The sequence below is a fragment of the Nocardioides sp. NPDC057772 genome (assembly GCF_042798075.1).
In the GTDB taxonomy this organism is placed as follows: Bacteria; Actinomycetota; Actinomycetes; order Propionibacteriales; family Nocardioidaceae; genus Nocardioides.
Window position 1 is genome coordinate 1 of record NZ_JBHVKN010000016.1, and the last position, 21,593, is coordinate 21,593.

A 21,593-nucleotide genomic window follows, 5' to 3' on the forward strand; every position below is an offset into this window, starting at 1 on the left:
CCCGGAGGAGCGGCCGCCCGTGGGGTACGAACGAATGTTTCGTTCGGCTCAGAAGCCGAGGTCTCGGCCGATGAGCTCCTTCATGATCTCGTTCGACCCGGCCCAGATCTTCGTGACGCGGGCGTCGCGCCAGGCGCGAGCGACGCGGTACTCGTTCATGAAGCCGTAGCCGCCGTGGATCTGGACGCAGTGGTCGAGGACCTCGGACTGCGCCTGCGAGGACCACCACTTGGCCTTGGAGGCCTCGACCGGGCTGAGCTCGCCGCGGGCGTGGGCGGCGACGCACTTGTCGACGTACGCCTCGGCGACCTCGATCTGGGTGACCAGCTCGGCGAGCAGGAACTTGTTGTGCTGGAAGGCACCGATGGACTGACCGAAGGCCTTGCGGTCCTTGGCGTACTGGACGGTCTCGAGCAGGATCTGCTTGGCCTGCGCGATGTTGGCGACCGCACACGAGACGCGCTCCTGCGGGAGCTCCTCCATCATGTGGATGAAGCCGCGGTTGAGCTCGCCGATGATCTCGGCGTCGGTGACGCGTACGTTCTCGAAGAACAGCTCGGCGGTGTCGGACTCCTCCATGCCGACCTTGTCGAGCTTGCGGCCGCGCGAGAAGCCCTCCTTGGTCGCCTCGATCGCGAAGAGGGTGATGCCCTTGGCGCCCTTCTCCGGGTCGGTGCGGACCGCGGTGATGACCAGGTCGCAGGAGTAGCCGTTGGTGATGAAGGTCTTGGAGCCGTTGATGACCCACTCGTCGCCGTCGCGGACCGCGGTGGTCTTCAGCGCGGCCAGGTCGGAGCCGCCGGAGGGCTCGGTCATGCCGATGGCGAGCAGGATCTCACCCGACGCCACGCCCGGCAGCCAGCGCTGCTTCTGCTCCTCGGTGCCGAGGCGGACGAGGTAGGGAGCGGTGATGTCGGAGTGGATGCCGACGCAGGTCGGGTAGGCCGCGCCGATCTTGGCGAGCTCCTCGGCGAGGACCGCGTTGAAGCGGAAGTCGTCGGCGCCGGCGCCGCCGTACTCCTCCGGGATCGCGAGCCCGAGGAAGCCGTTCTCGCCAGCCTCCAGCCAGAACTCGCGGGGCAGCGCCTTGTCGGCGATGTGCTTGTCGGTGTGGGGCTTGACCGAACGCTCCAGCCACTGCTGGACGGAGGCTCGGAAGTCCTCGTGGTCTTCCTCATAGTGGTCGCGCTTCAGCATGCGTCGGAGTCTACGACGCAGTGGTTACTCAGTGGTAACCCCTGTTCCAAAATGGCTGAGTCAGGGATTGATCCGGACAGGCGTACGCCACGCCACGATGAGCAGCGGAAGCGAGACGACCAGGCCGACGAGGAAGACGACGTGCAGCGCTGGCGCGAGGACATCGGGCGGCAGGGCCTCCAGCGCCGGCACCTCTCCCCCGGCGTACTCGCTCCGGACCAGCCCGTTCGCGACCGCGCCGAAGAGCGCGACGCCCAACGCCGAGCCGACCGAGCGGGCGAACATGTTGGACCCGGTGGCGACGCCACGCACCTCCCAGTCGACCGCGGAACCGGCCGCGACGACGCCCGGGTTGACCGACCACCCGAAGCCGAGACCGAGCACGAAGCACGGGATGGCCAGGTGCCAGAACGACGAGCTCTCACCGACCGTGGCCAGCACGAGCCCGCCGACGATCACCAGCAGCGCCCCGAGCGCGACCGCCGCCCGGAACCCCTTCGAGAGGTAGATCCGGCCGGCCGTCGCGGCGGCGATCGGCCAGCCGATGCTCATCCCGGCGAGCGCGAACCCGGCGACGACGGCCGAGTGACCGAGCACGCTCTGGGCATAGAGGGGGACGTACGTCGTCAGCCCGAGCATCACCACCCCGACGATCAGGCTGGCGGCGTTGGCCGGCGCGAGGACGCGGTGGCCCAGGACCCACGGCGGCAGCACCGGGTCGACGGCCCGCCGCTCGACGAAACCGAAGGCGACCAGGGCCACGATGCCGACCGCGAAGATCAGGTAGGACGGCCAGGACGCCCACGCCCAGGCGTGCCCGCCCTCGAGCAGCCCGAGCAGCAGCGCGATGCCGCCGACGGTCAGCAGCCCCGCCCCGGCCCAGTCGATCGCGGTCGTCGCAGCAGGCCGGCGGTCCTCGCGGAAGTGGCGCAGCAGCCACAGCGCGACCGCGCCGATCGGCAGATTGATCAGGAAGATCAGCCGCCAGTCGAGGTAGTCGGCGAAGACGCCGCCCAGCGTCGGCCCGACGATGGCGGCGGTGGCCCAGACGGAGGCGACGTACGACGTCGCGACCGCCCGCTCCTCGAGGGTGTAGATGTCGGAGACGATGGTCATCGCCATTGGCTGGATGGCCCCGGCGCCGATGCCCTGGATCGCGCGGAAGACGATCAGCGCGGGCAGCGACCACGCCAGACCACACAGCAGCGACCCGACCAGGAACGCGACGATCCCGGCGATCATCACCGGCTTGCGCCCGAGCCGGTCGGCGACCTTGGCGTACAGCGGCGTGGTCACCGCAGTGGCCAGCACGTAGATCGAGAAGAGCCACGGGAACTGCTCGAAGCCGCCGAGGTCCTTCACCACGCTCGGCACCGCCGTCGCCAGGATCGTCATGTCGATCGCGACCAGGCTGAGCGACACCATCACCGCGAGCAGGATCGGCCCGCGTTCGCTCCGAAGTCCTACCGAGCTGCGCGTTGGTCTGGTCGTCGAGGTGGGCACATTACTTAGCAATCCTCACGACCGAGGATTCATTCCGCGAGGTTCACTTCTCCAGCTCGGCGAGGTCGAAGACCTCGTCGGGGGCGGGCTCCTCGACCTGGAACTCCTTGTCGAAGTCGGAGAAGGTGAGCTCGCCGGAGCTGCCCTGGGTCCACTTCACGATGCGGTGGGGCTCCGAGGCCAGGACGTACGTCCGGCTCTCGGTCTCGCCATGGGTGACATCGAGGCGCACCGCAGGGCCATCGGCAGCCATCGCCGGGCCGATCGCCTGCGCCTCGGCCTCGGCCGGGACCATCTGGGCGGTGAGGCTGTCGATGCTGCAGAAGGCGCGCAGGCTGGCCATCTCGCCCTCGAGCTTCACCCACTTCTCCCCGACCCGCTTGGCGATGCGCTCGCCCTCGCCCTTGGCCGGTGCGATCGACTTCCAGAACTCCTCGTCGCCCTGGTACCAGGCGGATCCGGCGATGGAGCGCAGCGAGATCTCGCCGTCACCGATGCTGACCTTGCCGACGCAGCTGTCCGCTGCGGAGACGTCGAGGTCGACGGTGATCTTGGTGCCCTGCGGGTCGAGCACGTCGCCCTCGACGTGAACGGTGTCGATGTCGTGCATCGCGGTCCGGGCGTGCTCGGCGATCTGGTTGCCGGGCTGCTTCGCGTACTCGCGCGCCTGGGACAGCGTCCCCTCCTTCTCGCCACAGCCGGCGAGAGCGCTGGTCAGCGCGACGATGAGGACGGTCGTGGGGACGGCATGGCGAAACACGCGGCCTATCGTGACAGATATTACGAAGGGGTCAACGCGACAGCGCCTGCACGTCGGCAACCCACTCCGGCACCAGCTTGCCGGCCGGCCCGTGACGGGCATCGTCGAAGAGGTGCGAGGTCTCGGACGGGTCCAGGTTGAGCTCGAGGGTCTTGGCCCCGGCGAGGGCGGCCATGCGTACGAATCCGGCGGCCGGGTAGACCGCACCACTGGTGCCGATGGCGACGAAGAGGTCGGCCTCGACGAGCGCTCGCTCGATCAGGTCGAGGTCGTAGGGCATCTCCCCGAACCACACCACGTCGGGCCGCAGGGTGTCGTTGCCGCAGCCCGGGCACGCGGGCGCATCCCCGAGATCATCGTCCCAGGCGAACCGACCCTGGCACGAGTCACAGAGGGCCGAGAGCAGCTCGCCGTGCATGTGCACGACCCGGCGGGAGCCGGCCCGCTCATGGAGGTCGTCGACGTTCTGCGTGACCACCAGCAGCTCGTCACCGAGAACCTGCTCGAGCCGAGCCAGCGCGAGGTGGGCAGGGTTGGGCACCACCGACCGCAGCTCGCGGCGGCGGTCGTCGTAGAAGCGGTGGACCGTCGCCGGGTCGCGTTGGAAGGCCTCGGGTGTGGCCACATCGTCGACATGGTGCCCCTGCCAGAGCCCATCGGCGTCCCGGAAGGTCGCAAGACCGCTCTCGGCCGAGATCCCGGCTCCGGTGAGCACGACAACTTTCACAAGCATTCAGGCTACCGAGGTTGACGAGACATCCGCTGCCCCCAGGAGGCCGTTTTGGTCACACGATCGGTATGGACTTTTTCTGTAAAGGACCCTTACTGTAATTCGGGTTCCTACAGTTCCCCACTCGGGAGGTCCCATGCTGACCAGACGATCTGTACTGACCGCCACCTCTGCCGCCCTCGCCCTACCGCTCCTCGGCGGGACCCACTGGCAGGCCACCCAGGCCATGCGGCCGCGGGGCGCCACCGCCCAGGCCGCGATCCGGCTCCGGTTCGTCAACAGGACCGGTGCGTACGACAACGCCTCCATCCACTTCTACGTCGTCGGGACCAACCTGGCGACGGGCGAGCAGTCCCGGGTCACTCCCGAGGGCTCGCTCGTGCCGGTCTCGCTCGCCGACAACGGTGCCGACGGCTACGCCGACTACGCGATCCCGTTCGCGAGCAGCGGTGACACGCTCTCCCAGATCCCCGCCGACATGTCCGGGCGGATCTACTTCTCGCTCGGCGAGAAGCTGAAGTTCAAGGTCAACGAGGGCAACGCGCTCGCCTACCCGGCGGCCTGGGTCGAGTCCGACCCCAGCTACGGCGTGCTGCACGACTGCGTGGAGTTCACCTACAAGAGCGGCCGGATCTACTGCAACACCACCATGGTCGACATGTTCAGCGTCCCGCTCTCGATCGCGCTGACCGGCGAGCAGTCGCCGACCACCGGCACCCTCGTCGAGGGCGGCCGCGCGAAGATCTTCTCCGCCGTCTCCGCCTCCCCCGACTTCAGCTCCCTCGTCGTCGACGACCGCCGGATCATCGCGCCGGGTCACGGGCTGGACGCCGGGACGTTCTCCACGACCTTCTTCGACTCCTACATCGACCAGGTCTGGTCGAAGTACACCGGCGAGCCGCTCGTCGTGAGGGCCAACAACGCCACCTTCACCGGTCGGGTCACCGGCGACCGGTTCGTCTTCGACGGCGGCGTCCAGGCGTTCAGCCGGCCCTCGACCCGGGACGTGCTCTTCTGCGACGGCGCCCTGGCCGCCCCCAACGACGGCATCACCGGCCCCGTCGCCGCCGTGCTCGGCGCCGGCTTCAACCGGACCACGCTGCTCGCCTCCGCCGACCAGCCCACCGGCGACGCGGGCGGGTTCTACCAGGGCGCGCCGGTCCATGCGTACAGCAAGGCGATGCACGACAACACCGTCGACAGGAAGGCCTACGGGTTCGCCTTCGACGACGTCGGCGGCTTCGCCTCGTACGTCGAGGACAACGCCTCCGAGATGGCGGTGACGCTGACCCCGTTCTGAGCCGTCTCCTCCCCTCTATCGGGGATCGTCGGCAGTGCACATCCACCACGCCACGAGGGCTCATACGGTCGCGCCATGACGTACGTCGTCCTCGTGGCGTGGCTCGTCCAGGCAGCGGTCGGAGTCCTGCTGCTGACGGGCTGGCTCCGGCGCAGCCACGGCCGCTCGCGGGTGGCCGTCACCCATGCGACACTCTCCGTCGTCGGAGCGGCGTCCTGGATCGCGTACGTCCTGGCCGGACCGGTCCTGTGGGCCTGGGCCGCGTTCGCCCTCATCAGCATCGGCAACATCTTCGGCGACAGCATGCTGCTGCGGCGTACGCGGGCGATGGGCGGCAGCCACCTCTCGACGGTCAGCGCCTACAAGCTCGCGCTGCGCTCGATCTTCGACGGCCGGCTGCCGGTCCGGGTCGGCTTCCATGCGCTGTTCGCCGGCGCCGTCTACTTCTCCACCCTGGCCGCCTGCATCGTCGACACCGTCGGGTAGCCGCATTGCCGGTGCGGGTCACCGTCGCTGTCGGGATACTGACCCCATGGGTGCGGGTGGCGCGGTTCTGATCATCGTGGTCGGGGCCGTGCTGCTGCTCCTCGTGGTGGTCGCGCTCGTCCTGCTCGGGGCGGCCGCCGCGGTGCGGTTGTCGGGGAAGAACGCGAAGCCGCTGGCCTGGACCGGGGTCGGCTTGCTCGCGGTCCCGGTGCTGTTCGTCGCCACGCTGGTCGCGTGGGCTCAGCTCGTCCGCGACCCCGACACCATCGAGCTCGACCTGCGCGAGCCGATCCGGCTGTCCAGCCTGCCCGAGGACAACGAGGACTTCCCCGGGATTCGCGACTACGACAGCGACCACATCGATCTGGTGCTGCCCGACGGCGAGCGCTTCCGGGCCGAGGTCGACGGGGTGCTGGTCTGGTCCGAGGGCGGGTACGTCACCCGGGTCACCTTCGACCGACGGGCCCGGAAGGACGGCGAGGCCGCAGCCCTCTGCCGGGCGTGGGAGAAGGAACTGGGTGGCGCGGGCTCCGTGGAGGTCGATACGGGCTACTCGGATCATGGCCGGGTCCGCGGAGAGCTGGTCGCCGCCTCGGCTCCGTAGCAGCTCTCGTCGGCGCGTGATCGGCTCGCCAGCTCGAATGGCGAGACGAACGCGGGGACTGGACGGGCACTTCGTGGACTGGGTGGGTGTTTCAGTGCCCGTCAAGCCCAGGGATACCCGGTCGACCGGGTATCCCTGGGGCCCCATCAGCCCGTCCGGTTCACCACGACGAACGGGCAGGCGAAGGGGTCGCGGTCACCGAGGCCCACACGGTTGAGGTGGCGGACGACGATGGCGTACGACTCCAGGAGACCGGCCTCGGTGTAGGGCACGCCCTGCTCGGCGCAGTAGGCGCGGACCAGGGGCTGGGCGCGGCGAAGGCTGCTGCTCGGCATGCTCGGGAAGAGGTGGTGCTCGATCTGCAGGTTCAGGCCACCCATGAGCCGGTCGACCCAGCGTCCCCCGCGGATGTTGCGGGAGGTGAGGACCTGGCGAGAGAGAAAGTCGATCCGGGTGTCGCGCGGGACCAGCGGCATGCCCTTGTGGTTGGGGGCGAAGCTGGCGCCCATGTAGATGCCGAAGACGGCCAGCTGCACGCCCAGGAACGCCGCGCCGAGGCCGAGGCCCAGCACCGAGCAGACCAGCACCGGCCACCCGATCAGCCGCAGCGCCAGGAGCGCTGCCTCCGTACGCCGATGCTTGAGGTCTCGGTCGCTGATCACGGTGCGGACGGCGCCGACGTGGAGGTTGATGCCCTCGAGGGTCAGCAGCGGGAAGAACAGCCATCCCTGGCGAGCGGTGAGCCACCGCTTGAGACCGGTACGTCGCTCGACGTCCTCGGGGGTGAACAGCAGCACCGAGGGGCGGATGTCCTCGTCCGCGTCGACCTTGTTCGGGTTGGCGTGGTGGCGGGTGTGCTTCCGCATCCACCAGCCGTAGCTCAGCCCGACGACGAGGTTGCCGAGGATGCGGGAGGCCCACTCGTTCTTCGGGCCGGAGGCGAAGATCTGGCGGTGCGCGCCGTCGTGGGCGAGGAACGCGGCCTGGGTGAACAGGGCCCCGAAGGCCGCGGCGACCAGCAGCTGCCACCAGGTCTGACCGAGGACGAGCAGGGCGATCAGCGCGAGCACGAAGCCGGCGCCGAGGAGGGCCACCCGCCGGGCGTACGTCCTCGGCGTCCGCTCCAGGAGACCCTCCTGCCTGACACGACGCATCAGCTCGGTGTAGGCGTTGACCTGACGGTGCGCCTGGGTGGGGAGCGTGGTCATCGTGGTCACCGCCCCAGCCGGCGAAGCCGGGCCATGGCCAACGGCAGGCAGACCGCGATGATGGCGACCGGCCAGAGGACGGCCATGGTGAGGGCTTGCTCGCCGACCCAGGAGGTCGCCGGGACGGTCATGTTGCCGAACAGCTCGCGGGTGGCGATGACGGTGGAGGAGAGCGGGTTCCACTCGGCGGGGAGGGCCAGCCAACCCGGCATCAGGTCGGTCGGCACGATGGTGTCGGCGACCATGGCGAGCGGGAAGACGAGCGCGAAGTACTTCATCGCCGCCTCGGGTCCGCTGACCAGCAGGCCGAGCAGGATGCCGACCCAGGAGAAGGCCATCCTGAGGAGGATCAGGAGGCCGAGGGCGGCGATCACCCCGCCGATCCCGAGATGGGCCTGCCAGCCGAACAGCGTCCCGAGCGCGAGCAGGATGCTGAGCTCGACGACCGCCAGGATCACGTCGGCCAGAGCACGCCCGGCCAGCACTGCGACCGGCGACATGGGGAGTGATCTCATCCGGTCCAGCACCCCGCCGCGTACGTCCTCGGCGACCGAGATCGTGGTGTTGCCGATGCCGAACGCCATGGTGAGTGCGAAGAGGCCCGGGAGCAGGAACTCCCGATACTCCGACCCCGGCACGTCCATCGCGACCCCGAAGGCCTCACCGAAGACGAACCCGAACATGGCCACGGCCATCACCGGGATCATCAGCGTGCCGAGGAGCTCGTCGGGGCGGCGTACGAGATGGAGGAGGTGGCGCTTGGCCACGACCCAGGTGTCGATCGTCGCCCACGTGATGCGTGATCCGTGGACGGTGGTTTCGGTCATCGTGGTCATCTCAGGCCCCCTCGGTGATCAGCAGGAACGCCTCGTCGAGGTCGCGGCCGCCGACGCTGGACTTGAGCTCGGCGGGCGTCCCCTCGGCGACGACCCGGCCGCGGTCGACCATCGTGATGCGTGAACACAGCCGGTCGGCCTCCTCCAGGTACTGGGTCGTGAGCAGCACGGTCGTGCCGGAGTCGGCCAGCTCGCGAACCGCGTCCCAGACCTCGATCCGGCTGCGCGGGTCCAGCCCGGTGGTGGGCTCGTCGAGGAAGAGCACCCGGGGGCTGCGGATCAGGCTGACGGCCAGGTCCAGCCGCCTCCGCATGCCGCCGGAGTAGCCGCGCACCGGGCGGCCGGCGGCCTCGACGAGGTCGAAGCGCTCCAGCAGCTCGTCGGCTCGCTGGCGTGCCTCCCGGGCTCGCATCCGGTACAGGCGGGCGAACATCTCCAGGTTCTGGCGGCCGGTCAGGACACCGTCGACCGCCGCGTACTGACCGGCGATGCCGATCCGCGCCCGCACGCCGGCCCGGTCGCGGGCAACGTTGCGGCCGGCGACCCACGCCTGGCCGGAGTCGAAGCTGGCGAGGGTGGCCAGGATGCGTACGGTCGTGGTCTTGCCGGCTCCGTTGGGGCCGAGCAGGCCGTGGACGGTGCCGGCGGGGACGGCGAGGTCGATGCCGTCCAGCGCGGCGCCGCGGCCGGGGTAGCTCTTGCGGAGTCCCTGGGTCCAGATGGCGGGTTCGTCGGTGATCATGCTGCTGCCTCCAGTTCTGTCGGTCGAGCCGACGTGGTGAGGGACGAACGGCGGCGCGTCGGGCCCGACGCGTTCGTCACCTCGTCGTAGCGCCCGAGCGCGATCCGGGCGATGTTGAGCAGCGACTCGCTGCCCTCGGTGTAGTAGCCGCAGTGGCCGGGAATGTCGCCGGTCCCGAAGCGGGTCGCGCCCAGTTCGGGGTGCAGCGGCCCGCGCCCCAGACCGAGGCGGCCGAGGCGTACCTGCGGGACCAGCCGGATCCGGTCGGTCTCGCCGTACGCCGCCCAGAGCCGCGTGCGTGACCCGAGCTCGGAGCGGTGCACGACACCCATCCCGGGGCTGCCCAGCGCCACGCAGTCCTCGGCGCGGGCGCTGGCCAGCGCCAGGCCGGCGACGGTCGAGCCGTAGCTGTGCCCGACCAGGGTGAGGTGGGCGGCACGCGGCAGGTAGTGGGTGAGGGCGGCCAGGTCGCGGGCGCCGGCGTAGGCGGGCCCGTTGGTGATCGCGTTGTACCACTCCGGCGGCGAGTGGTAGCCCAGCCAGACCACGACGGCCGACCGGCTCTCCGGCGCGATCTCCTGCATCGTACGCAGCAGCAGCTGCCCCCGGGAGCGCGGACTGTGGGCCTCGGCGTTGGTGAAGTAGTTGCCGAGGTGGTGGCCGTTGCCGGGCACCAGGACCGCGATGTGGTCGGCGGTCACGACATCCCCGAATGCCTCGACGACCCGAGCCCCTCCGGGCGGGTCACAGGCGAGGAGGCGGGGTCCGATGGTTCCATCGGCCTCGTTGAGGCCGTACCTGAGCGGCGTCACAACTGTCATGGCCGTGACGGTAGGAATCAGGTGTGCTGCCGCGCGTCACTCCCAGGAGCCATTCGACCCCCTACCGGGGTAGTGCGGGATGACCCCTAAGACGGTCCCTAGACGTGCGGAGCGACCAGGCCGCTCTCGTAGGCGAAGACGACGGCTTGGGCGCGGTCGCGGAGTCCGAGCTTGCCGAGGATGCGACTGACGTGGGTCTTCACGGTCTGCTCGGCGAGGAAGAGCTCGGCGGCGATCTCGCTGTTGGAGCTGCCGCGGGCGATGTTCTCGAGCACCTCGCGCTCGCGCTCGGTGAGCTGCTTGAGGCGCGGGTCCTGCTTGCGCTTGCGCGGGGCGCGGGCGAACTGCGCGATCACCTGCCGGGTCACCGAAGGCGAGAGCAGCGCCTCGCCGGCATGGACCACCCGGATCGCGGAGGCGAGCTCGTCGGGCGAGGCGTCCTTGAGCAGGAAACCGCTGGCGCCGAGACGCAGCGACTCGTGGACGTACTCGTCGGCGTCGAACGTGGTCAGCATGACCACCTTGGTCTGGGCCGTGGCCGGGTTCTCGGAGAGCTGCCGGAGCGCCTCGATGCCGTCCATCACCGGCATCCGGACGTCCATGAGCACCACGTCGGGATGCGTACGCCGCACCACCTGCAACGCCTCAGAGCCATCCGCCGCGGTGCCGACGACCTCGATGTCCGGCTGGGTGCTGAGCAGCGCCACGAAGCCGGAGCGCACCATCGCCTGGTCGTCGACGACCACGATCTTCACCGTCACGGGGTCTTTCTACCGTTCTTCTTGTCCTGGCTCTTCTTGTCCTGGCCCAGCGAGGGCGTACGGCCCGCGGTTCGGTCCGGGAGGCGGGCCTCGACGACGAACTCCCCGCCGACCGCTCCGGCGGTGAGGCTGCCCCCGACGGCGGCGGCACGCTCGCGCATCCCGATCAACCCGTGACCACCTCCGGTGGCCTCGGCGGGACCGGCCCCGTCCAGCGCGTTGGCGACCCGGATCTCCAGGTCCTCCTCTCCCAGCGTCAGGTCGACGCCGACCGCCTCGCGGGGAGCGTGCCGGCGGGCATTGCTGAGCGCCTCCTGCACGATCCGGTAGGCCGCGGTGCCCACCTCGGGGACGACATCGGTGAGCTCGGGAAGGTCACCGCGCACCTCGACCCGCTGCCCGGTCCCGCGAGCGCTCTCGAACAGCTCGCCCAACCCGCCGATGTCCGGCACCGGGACCCGGCCCGACTGCCCCTCCTCGGTACGCAGCACGTCGAGCACCCCGCGCATCTGCCGCAGCGCCGAGGCCGCCAGGTCGGCGATCTCTGCGAACTCCGCCTCCGCCGCCGGGCTGACGTCGTCGACCCGGTGCGGAGCCGACCTGGCCTGCACGGTGATCAGCGACATGTTGTGGGCGATCACGTCGTGCAGCTCGCGGGCGATGCGCGCCTTCTCCTCCACGACCGAGCGGCGCTCGTGCTCCTCACGCAGGGCGCTGCGCGACTCCGAGAGCCGCCTGGCGACCGTGGCGAGAGCTCCCATCAGCAGCGCGAGCGAGGCGAAGTTGGCCACCTCGATGAGCGAGGGGACGAGGTCGTTCCAGGCCATCCCGACCACGGCCAGCACCACCCCGGCAGCGACCTGGATCCCCAGGGTGATCGCCGCCAACCGCCACCCGGCGACCAGGGTCAGCACCACCAGCACCACGAGCTGCGTCAGTGTCGGCGGCGGGATCATCCACGGCCATCCGCTCTCGCCCTGCCTCACGATCGCCAGCGCCGCCACGGTCACCGCGACGAGGGAGAGCCCGGCCGCCTCCACCGGACGCCGCAGCGCCAACGGGATCGAGGCGGCATGTGTGAACCCGACCAGCAGCGCGACCCCGCCCGCGACCTCGTAGGGGTCGGTGGTCAGAACCGCCGCCTCCACGATCCCGAGCACGGTCGCGGCGACGTACAACGCCAGACGACCGCGGCCGGACCAGGTCTTCAGCATGGATTCAGTAAATACCAGGAGTGGTCATTTCGGGCCCTCCCGAGCCGCTCCGGAGAGCCCATATCGACCACTCCTCACCAGCGGATGTGGTGGACTACCCGCCGTGCTGCTGCTCATCCTGATCGTGATCGCCCTGCTGGCCGGCCTGGCGGCCCTCGTCGCGTACGGTGCCCTGACCGTCCGCGGACAGCGCAGGACGCTCACGACGTTCCGGGCGACGGCCCACGCCTATTTCACCCGGCCGCAGATGGGGATGTGGAAGCTCTCGGCGACGATCCTCGTGGTGAGCCCCGACGAGGTCTCGGTCTGGAAGAGCGGCCCGGGGCGGCCGACGCGACTGCTCGCGCTCTCCGGACGGGGCGCGTCGGTCGCGGCGGCCGAGGTCAGGATCAACACCGCGCGGGTCGTCGAAGGATTCGGCATCACGTCCGCGGACGGTCAGAGCGTCCCCCTGACGCTCTGGCCGGAGCCGACGATGGGTGTCGCGAAGCCGCACACCGGTGCGCTGCTCGTCCAGACGATCGACGAGATCCGAGGCATCCTCGCCTGACCATCGTCACCGGGCGATGGCGGCCTTGTCCTCGTCGTGGGTCCGGATGGTGCCCTCGCCGGACTCGATCCGGCCCTTGAGGCTGACGGTGATGTAGTGGGTCCAGGCGTCGTAGCAGACGTCGAAGCACTCGTCCCCACGCCCGAGGCCCTCGTGGGTGAAGGTCACGCGGGTCTGATCGCCGTCGGCGGCGATTTCGAAGCGGCCGGTCGTGCCGATCCACTCCTTCTTGTCGGCGATGAAGTCGAGGTAGCCGTCGGTGAACTCCCACACGACGCGCTCGCCCGGGACCAGCTCCTTGACGAGCTGCTTGGAGTAGTGGATGTCCGGCACCAGGTAGAACCACTCGGCACCGACCTGGTCGGTGGGGCCGGCGATGTGGTGCCCCCACCAGGAGCGTACGTCGTTGATGGCCTCGTACGCCTCCTGAGGCGTGGCATCGACGGTGAAGGTTGCGGTCAGGTCACTCATGGCTGTCTCCTCGGAACGTGACTTTCATCATGCAAGCACCACCGTAGACGTGAGCACTTTCATCATGCAAGTGGCTTGTTAGAGTTGTCCTCGTGCTCGGAAAGACGTACGACGGCCAGATCTGCTCCATCGCCCGCTCCCTCGAGGTCGTGGGCGAGCGATGGACCCTGCTGATCCTGCGGGACGCGATCTTCGCCGGCGTCACGCGCTACGGGGACTTCCAGCACAACCTCGGCATCGCCACCAACATCCTCAAGACACGGCTGGCCACGCTCGTCGAAGCCGGCCTGATGACGCGCGACGACACCGGCGACTACCGGCCCACCGTCATGGCCCAGGGCCTGCGGCCAGCGCTGATCGCCCTCACCGAGTGGGGAGACACCTGGTTCGCACCCGACGGGCGCCCCATCGACTACCTGCACGCCGACTGCGGCGAGCCGGTCCACGTCTCGACGAGGTGCGAGCGGCACGGCGACGTCCCGCCCGAACAGGTCGCGGTGCGGCCCGGGCCGGGCATGCCCTCCGAATACCTGGCGGCTCGCCGGCCGGCCCGCGACAGATGAGACAGCAGAGCCCGCCGCGACGCGCACAGCGGACTCTGCTGCATGGGGACCTCAGGCGTCGACGAATTCTCGCGAGCTGGTGCCCAGCGAGGCACCGGTGTAGCGCGAGGAGGTGCAGACGTAGTCGGTTCTTGCAAGCGCCACGGTGCTTGAATGACCGCATGACCGACGCACCCCTGCTGCTCTACGTCGTCAAGCAGCTCGAGCTCGCCACCCGAGCGCGGCTCGACGCCGTGCTGAAGGAATCAGGGGTCACCGCCCTGCAGTACACCGCCCTCTCGGTGCTCGAGCGCCGCCCCACGATGAGCGCCGCCGACCTCGCCCGCGCCTCGTTCGTACGGGCCCAGTCAGCCGCCGACCTCATCGGCGCACTCGAGCGCCGCGGCCTCATCGAGCGCCGCACCGACCCCGACAACCGCCGCCGCATGCTGATCAGCCTCACGGCCGAGGGACGTGCCTTCCTCGACGCCTACGACCCGCGCGTCGAGGAGCTCGAGGAGCAGATGCTCGCCGACCTCGGTCCCGACGAGCGCGAGGCGTTCCGGACGTTCCTCGACACCGCCCGCCGAGCCCTGTCCTGACCGCCGGCTCGCGGCGGTCTCGGACTCGGCCGCGCCGAACCCGTTGAACGCGGCCACGCCGGCCACGATGAGCGCCAGGGCGACGGCGAGCCCGAGACCGATCTGCTCGCCGAAGACCGGGACCGCGACGACGGCGGTCAGCACGGGGCTCACCGCGCCACCCACCGACGCCCGGCTGCTGCCGAGCGCCTTGACGGAGAACGCGTAGCAGAGCGTCGACATCAGGCCGGTCCCGACGCCCTGGAGGACGGTGAGGGCAACCACGTCGCCGACCTCGGCGGTCCCCGCCAGCAGGTGCGACGGCATCGCACCGGAGCCCGCCAGGACGAGGGCGGCCAGACTCGAGACGGCGCAGATCGTCAGCACCATCTGCAGGAGCGTCAGGCTCGTACGCTGCAGGCCCGAGGTGAACACGGCCCAGGCGAACCCGCCGACGAGGAGCAGGCCGACCCCGCCGAGCGACGCGCCATCGCCGACCAGGAACCCGCTCACCGCCACCCCGGCCGTGATGAGCGCCAGCGCCATCAGCCGGCGAGGAGGCAGCGAGGTTTGGCCGCGTGCCATCGCGAGCAGCGTGACGAACAGCGGCACCGTGCCCGGCACCAGCATCCCCGTCAGCGCAGCGCTGGTGAGCTGGGCGCCGAACGCGAAGACGAGGAAGTGCGGGAGTCCGCCGACGAGCAGCAGGGCGAGCACCTGCGGCCGCTCGCGGCGTACGGCCTGGATCGTGCTCGGCAGCAGCGGGGCCAGCAGGATCACGGGGGTCGCGAAGCGGAGGAACGCGGCATCGGCAAGAGTCAGGCTGGACCCGCCGATGCCGCGCGTGCTGAGCGCGAACGACGACCAGAGAACGACCGTCATCCCCAGCGCCGCCCACCCGGCCGGCGCTCGTGTGCCGCGCCCCTGTCGCATCCCCATGTCGCGCCACGATAGGGAAATCAGCGGCGCATATGATTGCCGGATCTGCCGTCATCCCCACCTCTAGTGGCAGAATCTGCCACCATGCGCACCCTCGACGACACCGACAAGCACATCCTCTGGGAGCTCCAGCAGAACGGCCGCCTGACCAACCAGGAGCTCGCCGACCGCGTCGGCCTCTCCCCCTCGCCGTGCCTGCGCCGCGTACGAGCCCTGGAGGAGGCCGGCGTGATCAGCGGCTACCGCGCCGTCATCGACCCGCACGCCGTCGGCATGAACATCACCGCCTTCGTACGCATCAAGATGGCCACCCACACCAACGCCGCTGTCGAGGCCGTCGAGGAGCACCTGCGGGCCATCCCTGACATCACCGAGGCGTACGTCCTGGCCGGCGACCACGACTACCTGCTCAAGATCGTCACGCCGTCCTTCGAGACCTACGAGCAGTTCCTGCGCGACAACCTCCGCACCATGCCCGCCCTGGCCTCCATCGAGACCACGTTCGCCTTCGGCAACACCAAGGAGAGCGCCCCGCTGCCGCTGGGGTGAGCGCCGAGGTCAGGAACTGGCTTCGCGGCTGGCCGGGCTGTCGTCGTAGAGCCGCGCGAAGGCACGGGCGGCGGCATCGATCTGGGCGGCCATGCCGCGCAGGCCGCCGCGTCCGACCGCGCGGGTGGTCTCGCTCTCGAACAGCGCACGGTCGTAGGCGGGAAGCAACCCGACCAGCCGCTGCCGGCCACGTCTCCCCGAACCCACAGGCTGGACGAAGACCTCGACGAGGTCGTGCATCCAGTTCAGCTCGAACTCGACGAGACAGTCCGGCATCGCCAACCGCACCTCGGTGCGCCCGACCCGGTCCACCTGCGTGTAGGTCGTCGGCGCGAAACGGGACGCCACCGCCTCGGCGACCGCCTGGGAACGACGCCTCAGAATGTCATTGCCAGTGCTCGACATCGCGCCTCCGCCCGAACGTGACCAGTGGTCATATGACCACTGGTCACAGGCTAGGGGCGCGCTCACAGCACGGTCAAGGGGTCGGCGCGGAGCACGCTACGATGCGAGCGTCCAGCCATGAGAGGGGGCGGGTGGCGCCAGTGCCTACGCCGACCTGGGAGCGCCTCCCGGAGGCCAAACGCGATGCCGTGCGCCGGGCGGCCGAGGAGGAGTTCGGGATCCGGGGCTACAACGCGGCCAGCCTCAACACGATCTGTCGTGAGGCCGGGATCTCCAAGGGCAGCCTGTTCCAGTACTTCCCCGACAAGTCCGACCTCTTCGTCCACCTGATCGCCCGGGCCAGCCACGACATCCGAGCGGCGATGGAGGCGGCGAGCGCCGACCTGCCGTGGATGACCGACTACGTCGGCTCGGTCAACCTGCTCATGGACGCGTGGATCAGCTACTTCTACGACCACCCACGCCACCGGCAGATGCTGGTCTCGGCCAACCTCGAGCACAACCCCAGCGCTCTCGCCGCTGTCCGGGAGGCCGTCTACGTCGACTACCTCGAGGTCATCGGCGGCATGATCGACCTCGGCATCGCCATCGGCGCGCTCCGCGAGGACACCGACCGCGACGCGCTCGTCGCCGCCATCATCATGCTGCTTCCGCACATCGCCCTCGGCCCTCACGTACGCGGCCTCGACCCTCTCCTGGGACTCGCCGGCTCCGACCGCACCCACGCCATGTCCGTCGGCCGTCGGCTCATCCAGGTGCTGATGGGCCAGTACGTCACTCAGTCGGTGCCGAAGGAACCGTGACGCCCGGCTCCACCTGCAAACCGGGTCGCACCGGCGACGGTGTCGGTGGTGACCGAGACGACGCCGTGGTGGTACTCCGCGGCCAGGGCGTCCTGCTCGATGAGCCCCTCCTGCTCCAGCACGGAGAGCCGATCGTGGCGCATGCAGGTCTGCGGGAACGCCGCGAGCTGGCGGGCCAGGTCCTGGGCCGCCGCGAGGGCCTGGCCGGGCGGGACGACGCGGTTGGCCAGCCCCATCCGCAGCGCCTCGTCGGCGCCGACGGGACGGCCGGTCAGGATCATGTCCATGGCGTTGCTGGTGCCGATCAGGCGCGGCAGCCGGACGGTGCCGCCGTCGATCAGAGGTACGCCCCAGCGCCGGCAGAAGACGCCGAAGACGGCGTCCTCCTCCATGACCCGCAGGTCGGCCCAGATCGCCAGCTCCAGGCCGCCGGCGACGGCGTGACCGGCGACCGCGGCGATGACCGGCTTGCCCAGGCGCATCCGGGTCGGACCCATCGGGCCGTGCCCGTCCGGCTCGAACCGGTTGGGGTCCCCGCCCGCGACCGCCTTCAGGTCGGCGCCGGCGCAGAAGGTGCCGCCCTCGCCGTGCAGCACCGCGACGGCAGCATCGGGATCGGCGTCGAACTCCTCGAACGCGGTGACCAGGGCTTCCGCCGTCGCCCGGTCGACGGCGTTGCGTACGTCGGGACGGTTGATCCCGATCGTCGTGACCGGACCGTCCTTGGTGACCGAGACGGTCATGCCGGCAGCGCCCGCTCGAGGATCGCGTCCAGGTCGCCGCGCGGGGACAGCGTGCCGAAAGCACCGCCCCAGTCCCGGCCGAGACGCGAGGAGCAGAACGCGTCGGAGACGGCCGCCGGTGCGTACCGGAGAAGCTGCGACCCCTGGAAGACCAGGGCCAGCTGCTCCACGATCCGCCGCGCCCGCAGCTCGAGGTCGTCGAAGGAGGTGAACTCCTTCTTCAACCGGTCCAGCGCGGCGTCGTAGCGGTCATCGGCGCCGGAAGCGAGCTCGGCCTCCGCGAGGAACGCGTCCAGGGTGTGCGGCTCCTTCGCCAGCGCTCGCAGGGCATCGAGCGCGGCCACGTTGCCCGATCCCTCCCAGATCGAGAGGAGCGGCATCTCGCGATAGATGCGCGCGACGTCGAAGTCCTCGATGTAGCCGTTCCCACCCAGGCACTCCAGGGCCTCGTTCACCATGAACGGGGCCCGCTTGCAGACGTAGTACTTCGTGACCGCCAGTGCGATCCGGCGCAGGGCCGCCTCGCCCTCGTCGCCGCGGACCGCCCGGTCGTTGGCACCCGCCAGCCGCAGCATCGCGGTCGTCGCCGCCTCGGACTCGACCTGCAGGTCGGCCAGGACGTTGCGCATCGCCGGCTGGTCGACCAGCAGCTTGCCGAACGCCGAGCGGTGGCTGGCGTGGTGCGCGGCCATGGTCAGCGCGGTGCGCATACCGGCCGAGGAGCCGATCACGCAGTCGAGGCGGGTCATGTTGACCATCTCGACGATCGTGCGCACCCCGCGGCCCTCCTCGCCGACGAGCCAGCCGGTAGCCGCGTCGTACTCGATCTCGGAGGAGGCGTTGGACTTGTTGCCGAGCTTGTCCTTGAGCCGCATGAACCGCATCGCGTTACGCTCGCCGCCGGGAAGGACGCGCGGCACCAGGAAGCAGGAGACGCCGGCCTCGGTCTGGGCCAGGGTGAGAAAGAGGTCGCTCATCGGCGCGCTGGTGAACCACTTGTGCCCGCGCAGGACGTACGTCCCGTCGGTCTGCGGCGTCGCGGTCGTCGTGTTCGCGCGTACGTCGGAGCCGCCCTGCTTCTCCGTCATCGACATCCCGGCGATCAGACCGCGCTTGGTCTCGGGGGCGCGCAGGCCGAAGTCGTACTCCCGATTCGTGAGCAGCGGCTCGAACCGTGCCGCGAGCTCGGGGTTGGCCCGCAGCGCCGGAACCACCGCGTACGTCATCGAGATCGGGCAGCCGTGACCGGCGTCGACGTTCCAGGTGTAGAACTTCGCGGCACGCGCGACGTGGGCGCCGGGCCTCTCGTCTGCCCAGGGGGCCGCGTGCAGACCGTGCTCCACCGCGGTCTGCATGAGCTGGTGGTACGCCGGGACGTACTCGACCTCGTCGACCCGGTGCCCGTAGCGGTCATGGGTGTGCAGACGCGGCGGCACCCGCTCGGCGAGCCGTCCCCACTCCTGGGCCTCGGCGCTGCCGGCGAGACGCCCCAGCTCGTCGATCTCCGGGAGCGCCCACGCGGCGCCCTCCCGCTCGACCCCTTCTCGAAGGACCGGGTCGGCGGCCGTGTTGTGGCCCACCAACGGCGGGACCTGGTTGAACACCTCGTGCGTGCTGGTCATGGGCCACCTCGTGTCAGCGGATCGTCTTCTCATGACGTTACATAAATCGATACAGCCGTGTCCATAGATGTTGCATGAGAAGATGCACGGGTGGCTACCGCGCGCGACGAACTGGCTCCGCTCTCCGCTCGCTCTGCACTCCTGAGCCTGATGCTCGGCGCCCACCCGGCCCCGCTGACGCCCGCCGACCTCGCCCGCGCCGGCCAGCTCCTCGGCATCGCTCCGGCGACCGTGCGCGTCGCGCTCACCCGCGCCGTCAACGACGGCGACCTGCGGCGCACCGGCGACGGCTACCGGCTCGGCGAGCGGCTCGTCCAGCGGCAGGCGCACCAGGACGAGGCGGTACGCGTGGCGGACAAGCCTTGGGACGGCTCCTGGGAGATGGCCGTCGTCGTCACGTCCGGGCGCCCAGGTCCGGAGCGCGCCGTCCTGCGCGATGCACTCAAGGCGCACCGCCTCGCCGAGCTGCGCGAAGGGGTCTGGACCCGGCCGGCCAACCTCCAGCGTCCGCGCTTCTCCGACCCGGTGCTGCGTGACTTCACGGCGACGCCGGACCAGGATCCGGTCGAGCTGGCCGCGTCCCTGTGGGACCTGGCCGGATGGACCCGCGAGGCCGAGCATCTGCTCGACCGCCTGGCCGTGACACTCGACCCTGCACTCAGGCTTGCCACGGCCGCAGCCATCGTGCGCCACCTGAGCGACGACCCGCTCCTCCCCCGCGAGCTCCGACCGTCGGGCTGGCCGGCGGCCGCCCTGCGCGACGCGTACGGCGCCTATCAGCGTGAGTTGAGCGAGCTCGCCGCGCTCCCCCGCTGAGATGGGCGAGGTTCGAGCGGAGTTCACGCGATTCGCATGTCGGTCTTCGTGACCGCGGGGTAGGTTGCGATGGCGCCGCCGGCCGGGCGCCCGCACCACGTCGATCGGCGTCGTTCTGCAACCTTAGGTCAGCGATGGGAAGGCGAAGCGCCTCGAGCTGCTGGCGGCCTGGCGCGAATGGCGCTCGGCCGAGATCACGCATCTTCAACGTCAGGGCAAGGAGTTCAGCATGGATCTGATGGAAGTCACCGAACAGACGAGGCTGCGTCGCGAGGAAGCAGCGGCTCGTTTGCGTGACCTGGCCGACGCGCTCGCCAGCAACAACGAGGTCGAGTTCGAAAGAGAAGGACTGCGCTTCAAGGTGCGCGTACCCGACGAGGTCGACTTCAAGCTCGAGATCGAGATCGGCGACGACGAGCGCGAACTCGAGATCGAGCTGAAGTGGTGACCGGAGCAGATCAGTAGTACCAGGGGTAGGGCGACCAGTCGGGGTCGCGCTTCTCCAGGAACTGGTCACGACCCTCCTGGGCCTCGTCGGTCATGTACGCCAGGCGGGTGGTCTCGCCGGCGAACATCTGCTGGCCGACGAGGCCGTCGTCGAGGAGGTTGAAGGCGTACTTCAGCATCCGCTGCGCGGTGGGCGACTTGCCGTTGATCTTGCGACCCCACTCGAGCGCGACGTCCTCGAGCTCGGCGTGGGGGACGGCTCGGTTGACGGTGCCCATGCGTACGCCGTCCTCGGCCGAGTACTCCTCGGCGAGGAAGAAGATCTCCCGGGCGAACTTCTGGCCGACCTGGCGAGCCAGGTAGGCCGAGCCGTAGCCCCCGTCGAAGGAGCCGACGTCGGCGTCGGTCTGCTTGAAGCGGGCGTTCTCCAGCGAGGCCAGGGTGAGGTCGCAGACGACGTGGAGGGAGTGGCCGCCGCCGGCGGTCCAGCCGGGGACGACGCAGATGACGACCTTCGGCATGAAGCGGATCAGTCGCTGGCACTCGAGGATGTGCAGGCGGGCGAGCTTGGCCTTGTCGATCGGGGTGGGCTCCTCCGCGCCGGTCCGGCCGGCGGCGTACGCGTCGGTCTCCTCGTACTGGTAGCCGGCCTTGCCGCGGATGCGCTGGTCGCCGCCGGTGCAGAAGGAGAACTTGCCGTTCTTCTCAGACGGCCCGTTGCCGGTCAGGAGCACGCAGCCGACGTCGGCGGAGGTGCGCGCGTGCTCGAGCACGCGGAGGAGCTCGTCGACGGTGTGCGGCCGGAAGGCGTTGAGCACGTCGGGGCGGTCGAAGGCGACGCGTACGGTGCCGTGCTCCTTGGCCCGGTGATAGGTCAGGTCGGTCAGATCCTCGAAGCCGGGGACCTCGTCCCAGCGGCTCGGGTCGAACGTGTCGGAGACTCCCTCGATGGCGCTCATGGCC

General features: G+C 69.9%; 25 protein-coding genes and 1 pseudogene. 10 read left to right on the forward strand and 16 right to left on the reverse strand.

The annotated features are described in order from the left end of the window. Positions 1–48: 48 nt before the first annotated feature. From ACFVJS_RS05075 to ACFVJS_RS05090, 4 genes are read right to left on the reverse strand one after another with little or no spacing between them, the layout of a single operon-like run. On the reverse strand, positions 49–1,197 hold the full coding sequence (locus ACFVJS_RS05075; protein WP_371264370.1) for an acyl-CoA dehydrogenase family protein: 1,149 nt from the start codon (positions 1,195–1,197) through the stop codon (positions 49–51). 60 nt (positions 1,198–1,257) lie between these two features. Continuing rightward, complete coding sequence (locus tag ACFVJS_RS05080; RefSeq protein WP_378877850.1) at positions 1,258–2,700, reverse strand: MDR family MFS transporter; 1,443 nt, start codon at positions 2,698–2,700, stop codon at positions 1,258–1,260. A 43-nt stretch (positions 2,701–2,743) separates the two neighbouring features. Then, positions 2,744–3,460, reverse strand: coding sequence for a hypothetical protein (locus ACFVJS_RS05085; RefSeq protein WP_378877851.1), 717 nt, complete (start codon positions 3,458–3,460; stop codon positions 2,744–2,746). 31 nt (positions 3,461–3,491) lie between these two features. Next, positions 3,492–4,193 carry an NAD-dependent deacylase gene (locus ACFVJS_RS05090; RefSeq protein ID WP_378877852.1) on the reverse strand — a complete coding sequence of 234 codons (702 nt, stop codon included), beginning with the start codon at positions 4,191–4,193 and terminating at the stop codon, positions 3,492–3,494. A gap of 133 nt (positions 4,194–4,326) precedes the next feature. On the opposite strand from ACFVJS_RS05090, the gene ACFVJS_RS05095 reads away from it, so the two are divergent. The 3 genes from ACFVJS_RS05095 to ACFVJS_RS05105 all read left to right on the forward strand — a co-directional run bounded on the left by ACFVJS_RS05095 (position 4,327) and on the right by ACFVJS_RS05105 (position 6,580). After that, complete coding sequence (locus ACFVJS_RS05095) at positions 4,327–5,490, forward strand: beta-1,3-glucanase family protein (RefSeq protein ID WP_378877853.1); 1,164 nt, start codon at positions 4,327–4,329, stop codon at positions 5,488–5,490. Positions 5,491–5,565: 75 nt separating this feature from the next. Continuing rightward, a complete protein-coding gene (locus ACFVJS_RS05100) occupies positions 5,566–5,976 on the forward strand; it encodes a hypothetical protein (RefSeq protein WP_378877854.1) in 411 nt (136 codons plus the stop codon). A gap of 46 nt (positions 5,977–6,022) precedes the next feature. Further along, positions 6,023–6,580 carry a hypothetical protein gene (locus ACFVJS_RS05105; protein WP_378877855.1) on the forward strand — a complete coding sequence of 186 codons (558 nt, stop codon included), beginning with the start codon at positions 6,023–6,025 and terminating at the stop codon, positions 6,578–6,580. A gap of 146 nt (positions 6,581–6,726) precedes the next feature. Here ACFVJS_RS05105 and ACFVJS_RS05110 read toward each other — a convergent pair whose 3' ends face one another. The 6 genes from ACFVJS_RS05110 to ACFVJS_RS05135 form a co-directional block, all read right to left on the reverse strand. After that, positions 6,727–7,788 (reverse strand): fatty acid desaturase family protein, encoded by a 1,062-nt coding sequence (locus ACFVJS_RS05110; RefSeq protein WP_378877856.1) that lies wholly within the window; start codon positions 7,786–7,788, stop codon positions 6,727–6,729. Between the two features lie 5 nt (positions 7,789–7,793). Continuing rightward, positions 7,794–8,615, reverse strand: coding sequence for an ABC transporter permease (locus tag ACFVJS_RS05115; RefSeq protein ID WP_378877857.1), 822 nt, complete (start codon positions 8,613–8,615; stop codon positions 7,794–7,796). Between the two features lie 10 nt (positions 8,616–8,625). After that, positions 8,626–9,366 carry an ABC transporter ATP-binding protein gene (locus ACFVJS_RS05120; RefSeq protein WP_378877858.1) on the reverse strand — a complete coding sequence of 247 codons (741 nt, stop codon included), beginning with the start codon at positions 9,364–9,366 and terminating at the stop codon, positions 8,626–8,628. Then, entirely contained in the window at positions 9,363–10,187 is an 825-nt protein-coding gene (locus tag ACFVJS_RS05125; RefSeq protein ID WP_378877859.1) for an alpha/beta hydrolase, read from the reverse strand. Before ACFVJS_RS05125 ends, ACFVJS_RS05120 begins: the two co-directional genes overlap by 4 nt. A 98-nt stretch (positions 10,188–10,285) precedes the next feature. Further along, on the reverse strand, positions 10,286–10,948 hold the full coding sequence (locus ACFVJS_RS05130; protein WP_008354702.1) for a response regulator transcription factor: 663 nt from the start codon (positions 10,946–10,948) through the stop codon (positions 10,286–10,288). Further along, entirely contained in the window at positions 10,945–12,162 is a 1,218-nt protein-coding gene (locus ACFVJS_RS05135; RefSeq protein WP_378877860.1) for a sensor histidine kinase, read from the reverse strand. The genes ACFVJS_RS05130 and ACFVJS_RS05135 overlap by 4 nt, the downstream gene beginning before the upstream one ends. A gap of 103 nt (positions 12,163–12,265) precedes the next feature. Between ACFVJS_RS05135 and ACFVJS_RS05140 the strand changes: the two genes are divergently transcribed. Further along, positions 12,266–12,712 (forward strand): hypothetical protein, encoded by a 447-nt coding sequence (locus ACFVJS_RS05140; RefSeq protein WP_378877861.1) that lies wholly within the window; start codon positions 12,266–12,268, stop codon positions 12,710–12,712. 6 nt (positions 12,713–12,718) lie between these two features. On the opposite strand, the gene ACFVJS_RS05145 is transcribed toward ACFVJS_RS05140, so the two are convergent. Then, positions 12,719–13,183, reverse strand: a complete 465-nt coding sequence (locus ACFVJS_RS05145; RefSeq protein ID WP_378877862.1) for an SRPBCC domain-containing protein — start codon at positions 13,181–13,183, stop codon at positions 12,719–12,721. A gap of 92 nt (positions 13,184–13,275) precedes the next feature. On the opposite strand from ACFVJS_RS05145, the gene ACFVJS_RS05150 reads away from it, so the two are divergent. Beyond that, entirely contained in the window at positions 13,276–13,746 is a 471-nt protein-coding gene (locus tag ACFVJS_RS05150; protein WP_378877863.1) for a winged helix-turn-helix transcriptional regulator, read from the forward strand. A 161-nt stretch (positions 13,747–13,907) separates the two neighbouring features. Next, positions 13,908–14,138: pseudogene (locus ACFVJS_RS05155) on the forward strand (MarR family transcriptional regulator); the annotation flags it as partial. On the opposite strand, the gene ACFVJS_RS05160 reads toward ACFVJS_RS05155, so the two are convergent. Further along, positions 14,094–15,245 carry a DMT family transporter gene (locus tag ACFVJS_RS05160; protein WP_378877864.1) on the reverse strand — a complete coding sequence of 384 codons (1,152 nt, stop codon included), beginning with the start codon at positions 15,243–15,245 and terminating at the stop codon, positions 14,094–14,096. The pseudogene ACFVJS_RS05155 and the gene ACFVJS_RS05160 overlap by 45 nt on opposite strands. 84 nt (positions 15,246–15,329) lie before the next feature. Here ACFVJS_RS05160 and ACFVJS_RS05165 point away from each other — a divergent pair, with 84 nt between their 5' ends. Continuing rightward, complete coding sequence (locus tag ACFVJS_RS05165) at positions 15,330–15,794, forward strand: Lrp/AsnC family transcriptional regulator (RefSeq protein ID WP_328528480.1); 465 nt, start codon at positions 15,330–15,332, stop codon at positions 15,792–15,794. Between the two features lie 9 nt (positions 15,795–15,803). Here the strand turns inward: ACFVJS_RS05165 and ACFVJS_RS05170 are convergent, their stop codons facing one another. Further along, positions 15,804–16,199, reverse strand: coding sequence for a hypothetical protein (locus tag ACFVJS_RS05170; protein ID WP_378877865.1), 396 nt, complete (start codon positions 16,197–16,199; stop codon positions 15,804–15,806). Positions 16,200–16,339: 140 nt separating this feature from the next. Here ACFVJS_RS05170 and ACFVJS_RS05175 point away from each other — a divergent pair, with 140 nt between their 5' ends. Then, positions 16,340–17,002, forward strand: a complete 663-nt coding sequence (locus ACFVJS_RS05175) for a TetR/AcrR family transcriptional regulator (RefSeq protein ID WP_378877866.1) — start codon at positions 16,340–16,342, stop codon at positions 17,000–17,002. On the opposite strand, the gene ACFVJS_RS05180 is transcribed toward ACFVJS_RS05175, so the two are convergent. Both ACFVJS_RS05180 and ACFVJS_RS05185 read right to left on the reverse strand, forming a co-directional pair. Then, a complete protein-coding gene (locus tag ACFVJS_RS05180) occupies positions 16,978–17,745 on the reverse strand; it encodes a crotonase/enoyl-CoA hydratase family protein (protein ID WP_378877867.1) in 768 nt (255 codons plus the stop codon). The two genes, ACFVJS_RS05175 and ACFVJS_RS05180, sit on opposite strands and share 25 nt — an antisense overlap. After that, on the reverse strand, positions 17,742–19,367 hold the full coding sequence (locus tag ACFVJS_RS05185; protein ID WP_378877868.1) for an acyl-CoA dehydrogenase family protein: 1,626 nt from the start codon (positions 19,365–19,367) through the stop codon (positions 17,742–17,744). The genes ACFVJS_RS05180 and ACFVJS_RS05185 overlap by 4 nt, the downstream gene beginning before the upstream one ends. A 90-nt stretch (positions 19,368–19,457) precedes the next feature. Here ACFVJS_RS05185 and ACFVJS_RS05190 point away from each other — a divergent pair, with 90 nt between their 5' ends. Together ACFVJS_RS05190 and ACFVJS_RS05195 are read left to right on the forward strand one after the other, a co-directional pair. Continuing rightward, a complete protein-coding gene (locus tag ACFVJS_RS05190) occupies positions 19,458–20,183 on the forward strand; it encodes a PaaX domain-containing protein, C- domain protein (protein ID WP_378877869.1) in 726 nt (241 codons plus the stop codon). A gap of 229 nt (positions 20,184–20,412) precedes the next feature. After that, positions 20,413–20,631 (forward strand): amphi-Trp domain-containing protein, encoded by a 219-nt coding sequence (locus ACFVJS_RS05195; RefSeq protein WP_378877870.1) that lies wholly within the window; start codon positions 20,413–20,415, stop codon positions 20,629–20,631. Between the two features lie 10 nt (positions 20,632–20,641). Here ACFVJS_RS05195 and ACFVJS_RS05200 read toward each other — a convergent pair whose 3' ends face one another. Next, a complete protein-coding gene (locus ACFVJS_RS05200) occupies positions 20,642–21,589 on the reverse strand; it encodes a 1,4-dihydroxy-2-naphthoyl-CoA synthase (RefSeq protein ID WP_378877871.1) in 948 nt (315 codons plus the stop codon). Positions 21,590–21,593: the final 4 nt, after the last annotated feature.

Coding starts and splice junctions, on each gene's coding strand:
- ACFVJS_RS05075 (WP_371264370.1), bottom strand. CDS start 1,197: ATGCTGAAGCGCGACCACTATGAGGAAGACCACGAGGACTTCCGAGCC.
- ACFVJS_RS05090 (WP_378877852.1), bottom strand. CDS start 4,193: ATGCTTGTGAAAGTTGTCGTGCTCACCGGAGCCGGGATCTCGGCCGAG.
- ACFVJS_RS05095 (WP_378877853.1), top strand. CDS start 4,327: ATGCTGACCAGACGATCTGTACTGACCGCCACCTCTGCCGCCCTCGCC.
- ACFVJS_RS05100 (WP_378877854.1), top strand. CDS start 5,566: ATGACGTACGTCGTCCTCGTGGCGTGGCTCGTCCAGGCAGCGGTCGGA.
- ACFVJS_RS05105 (WP_378877855.1), top strand. CDS start 6,023: ATGGGTGCGGGTGGCGCGGTTCTGATCATCGTGGTCGGGGCCGTGCTG.
- ACFVJS_RS05110 (WP_378877856.1), bottom strand. CDS start 7,788: ATGACCACGCTCCCCACCCAGGCGCACCGTCAGGTCAACGCCTACACC.
- ACFVJS_RS05115 (WP_378877857.1), bottom strand. CDS start 8,615: ATGACCGAAACCACCGTCCACGGATCACGCATCACGTGGGCGACGATC.
- ACFVJS_RS05120 (WP_378877858.1), bottom strand. CDS start 9,366: ATGATCACCGACGAACCCGCCATCTGGACCCAGGGACTCCGCAAGAGC.
- ACFVJS_RS05125 (WP_378877859.1), bottom strand. CDS start 10,187: ATGACAGTTGTGACGCCGCTCAGGTACGGCCTCAACGAGGCCGATGGA.
- ACFVJS_RS05135 (WP_378877860.1), bottom strand. CDS start 12,162: ATGCTGAAGACCTGGTCCGGCCGCGGTCGTCTGGCGTTGTACGTCGCC.
- ACFVJS_RS05145 (WP_378877862.1), bottom strand. CDS start 13,183: ATGAGTGACCTGACCGCAACCTTCACCGTCGATGCCACGCCTCAGGAG.
- ACFVJS_RS05160 (WP_378877864.1), bottom strand. CDS start 15,245: ATGGGGATGCGACAGGGGCGCGGCACACGAGCGCCGGCCGGGTGGGCG.
- ACFVJS_RS05165 (WP_328528480.1), top strand. CDS start 15,330: ATGCGCACCCTCGACGACACCGACAAGCACATCCTCTGGGAGCTCCAG.
- ACFVJS_RS05170 (WP_378877865.1), bottom strand. CDS start 16,199: ATGTCGAGCACTGGCAATGACATTCTGAGGCGTCGTTCCCAGGCGGTC.
- ACFVJS_RS05180 (WP_378877867.1), bottom strand. CDS start 17,745: ATGACCGTCTCGGTCACCAAGGACGGTCCGGTCACGACGATCGGGATC.
- ACFVJS_RS05185 (WP_378877868.1), bottom strand. CDS start 19,367: ATGACCAGCACGCACGAGGTGTTCAACCAGGTCCCGCCGTTGGTGGGC.
- ACFVJS_RS05195 (WP_378877870.1), top strand. CDS start 20,413: ATGGATCTGATGGAAGTCACCGAACAGACGAGGCTGCGTCGCGAGGAA.
- ACFVJS_RS05200 (WP_378877871.1), bottom strand. CDS start 21,589: ATGAGCGCCATCGAGGGAGTCTCCGACACGTTCGACCCGAGCCGCTGG.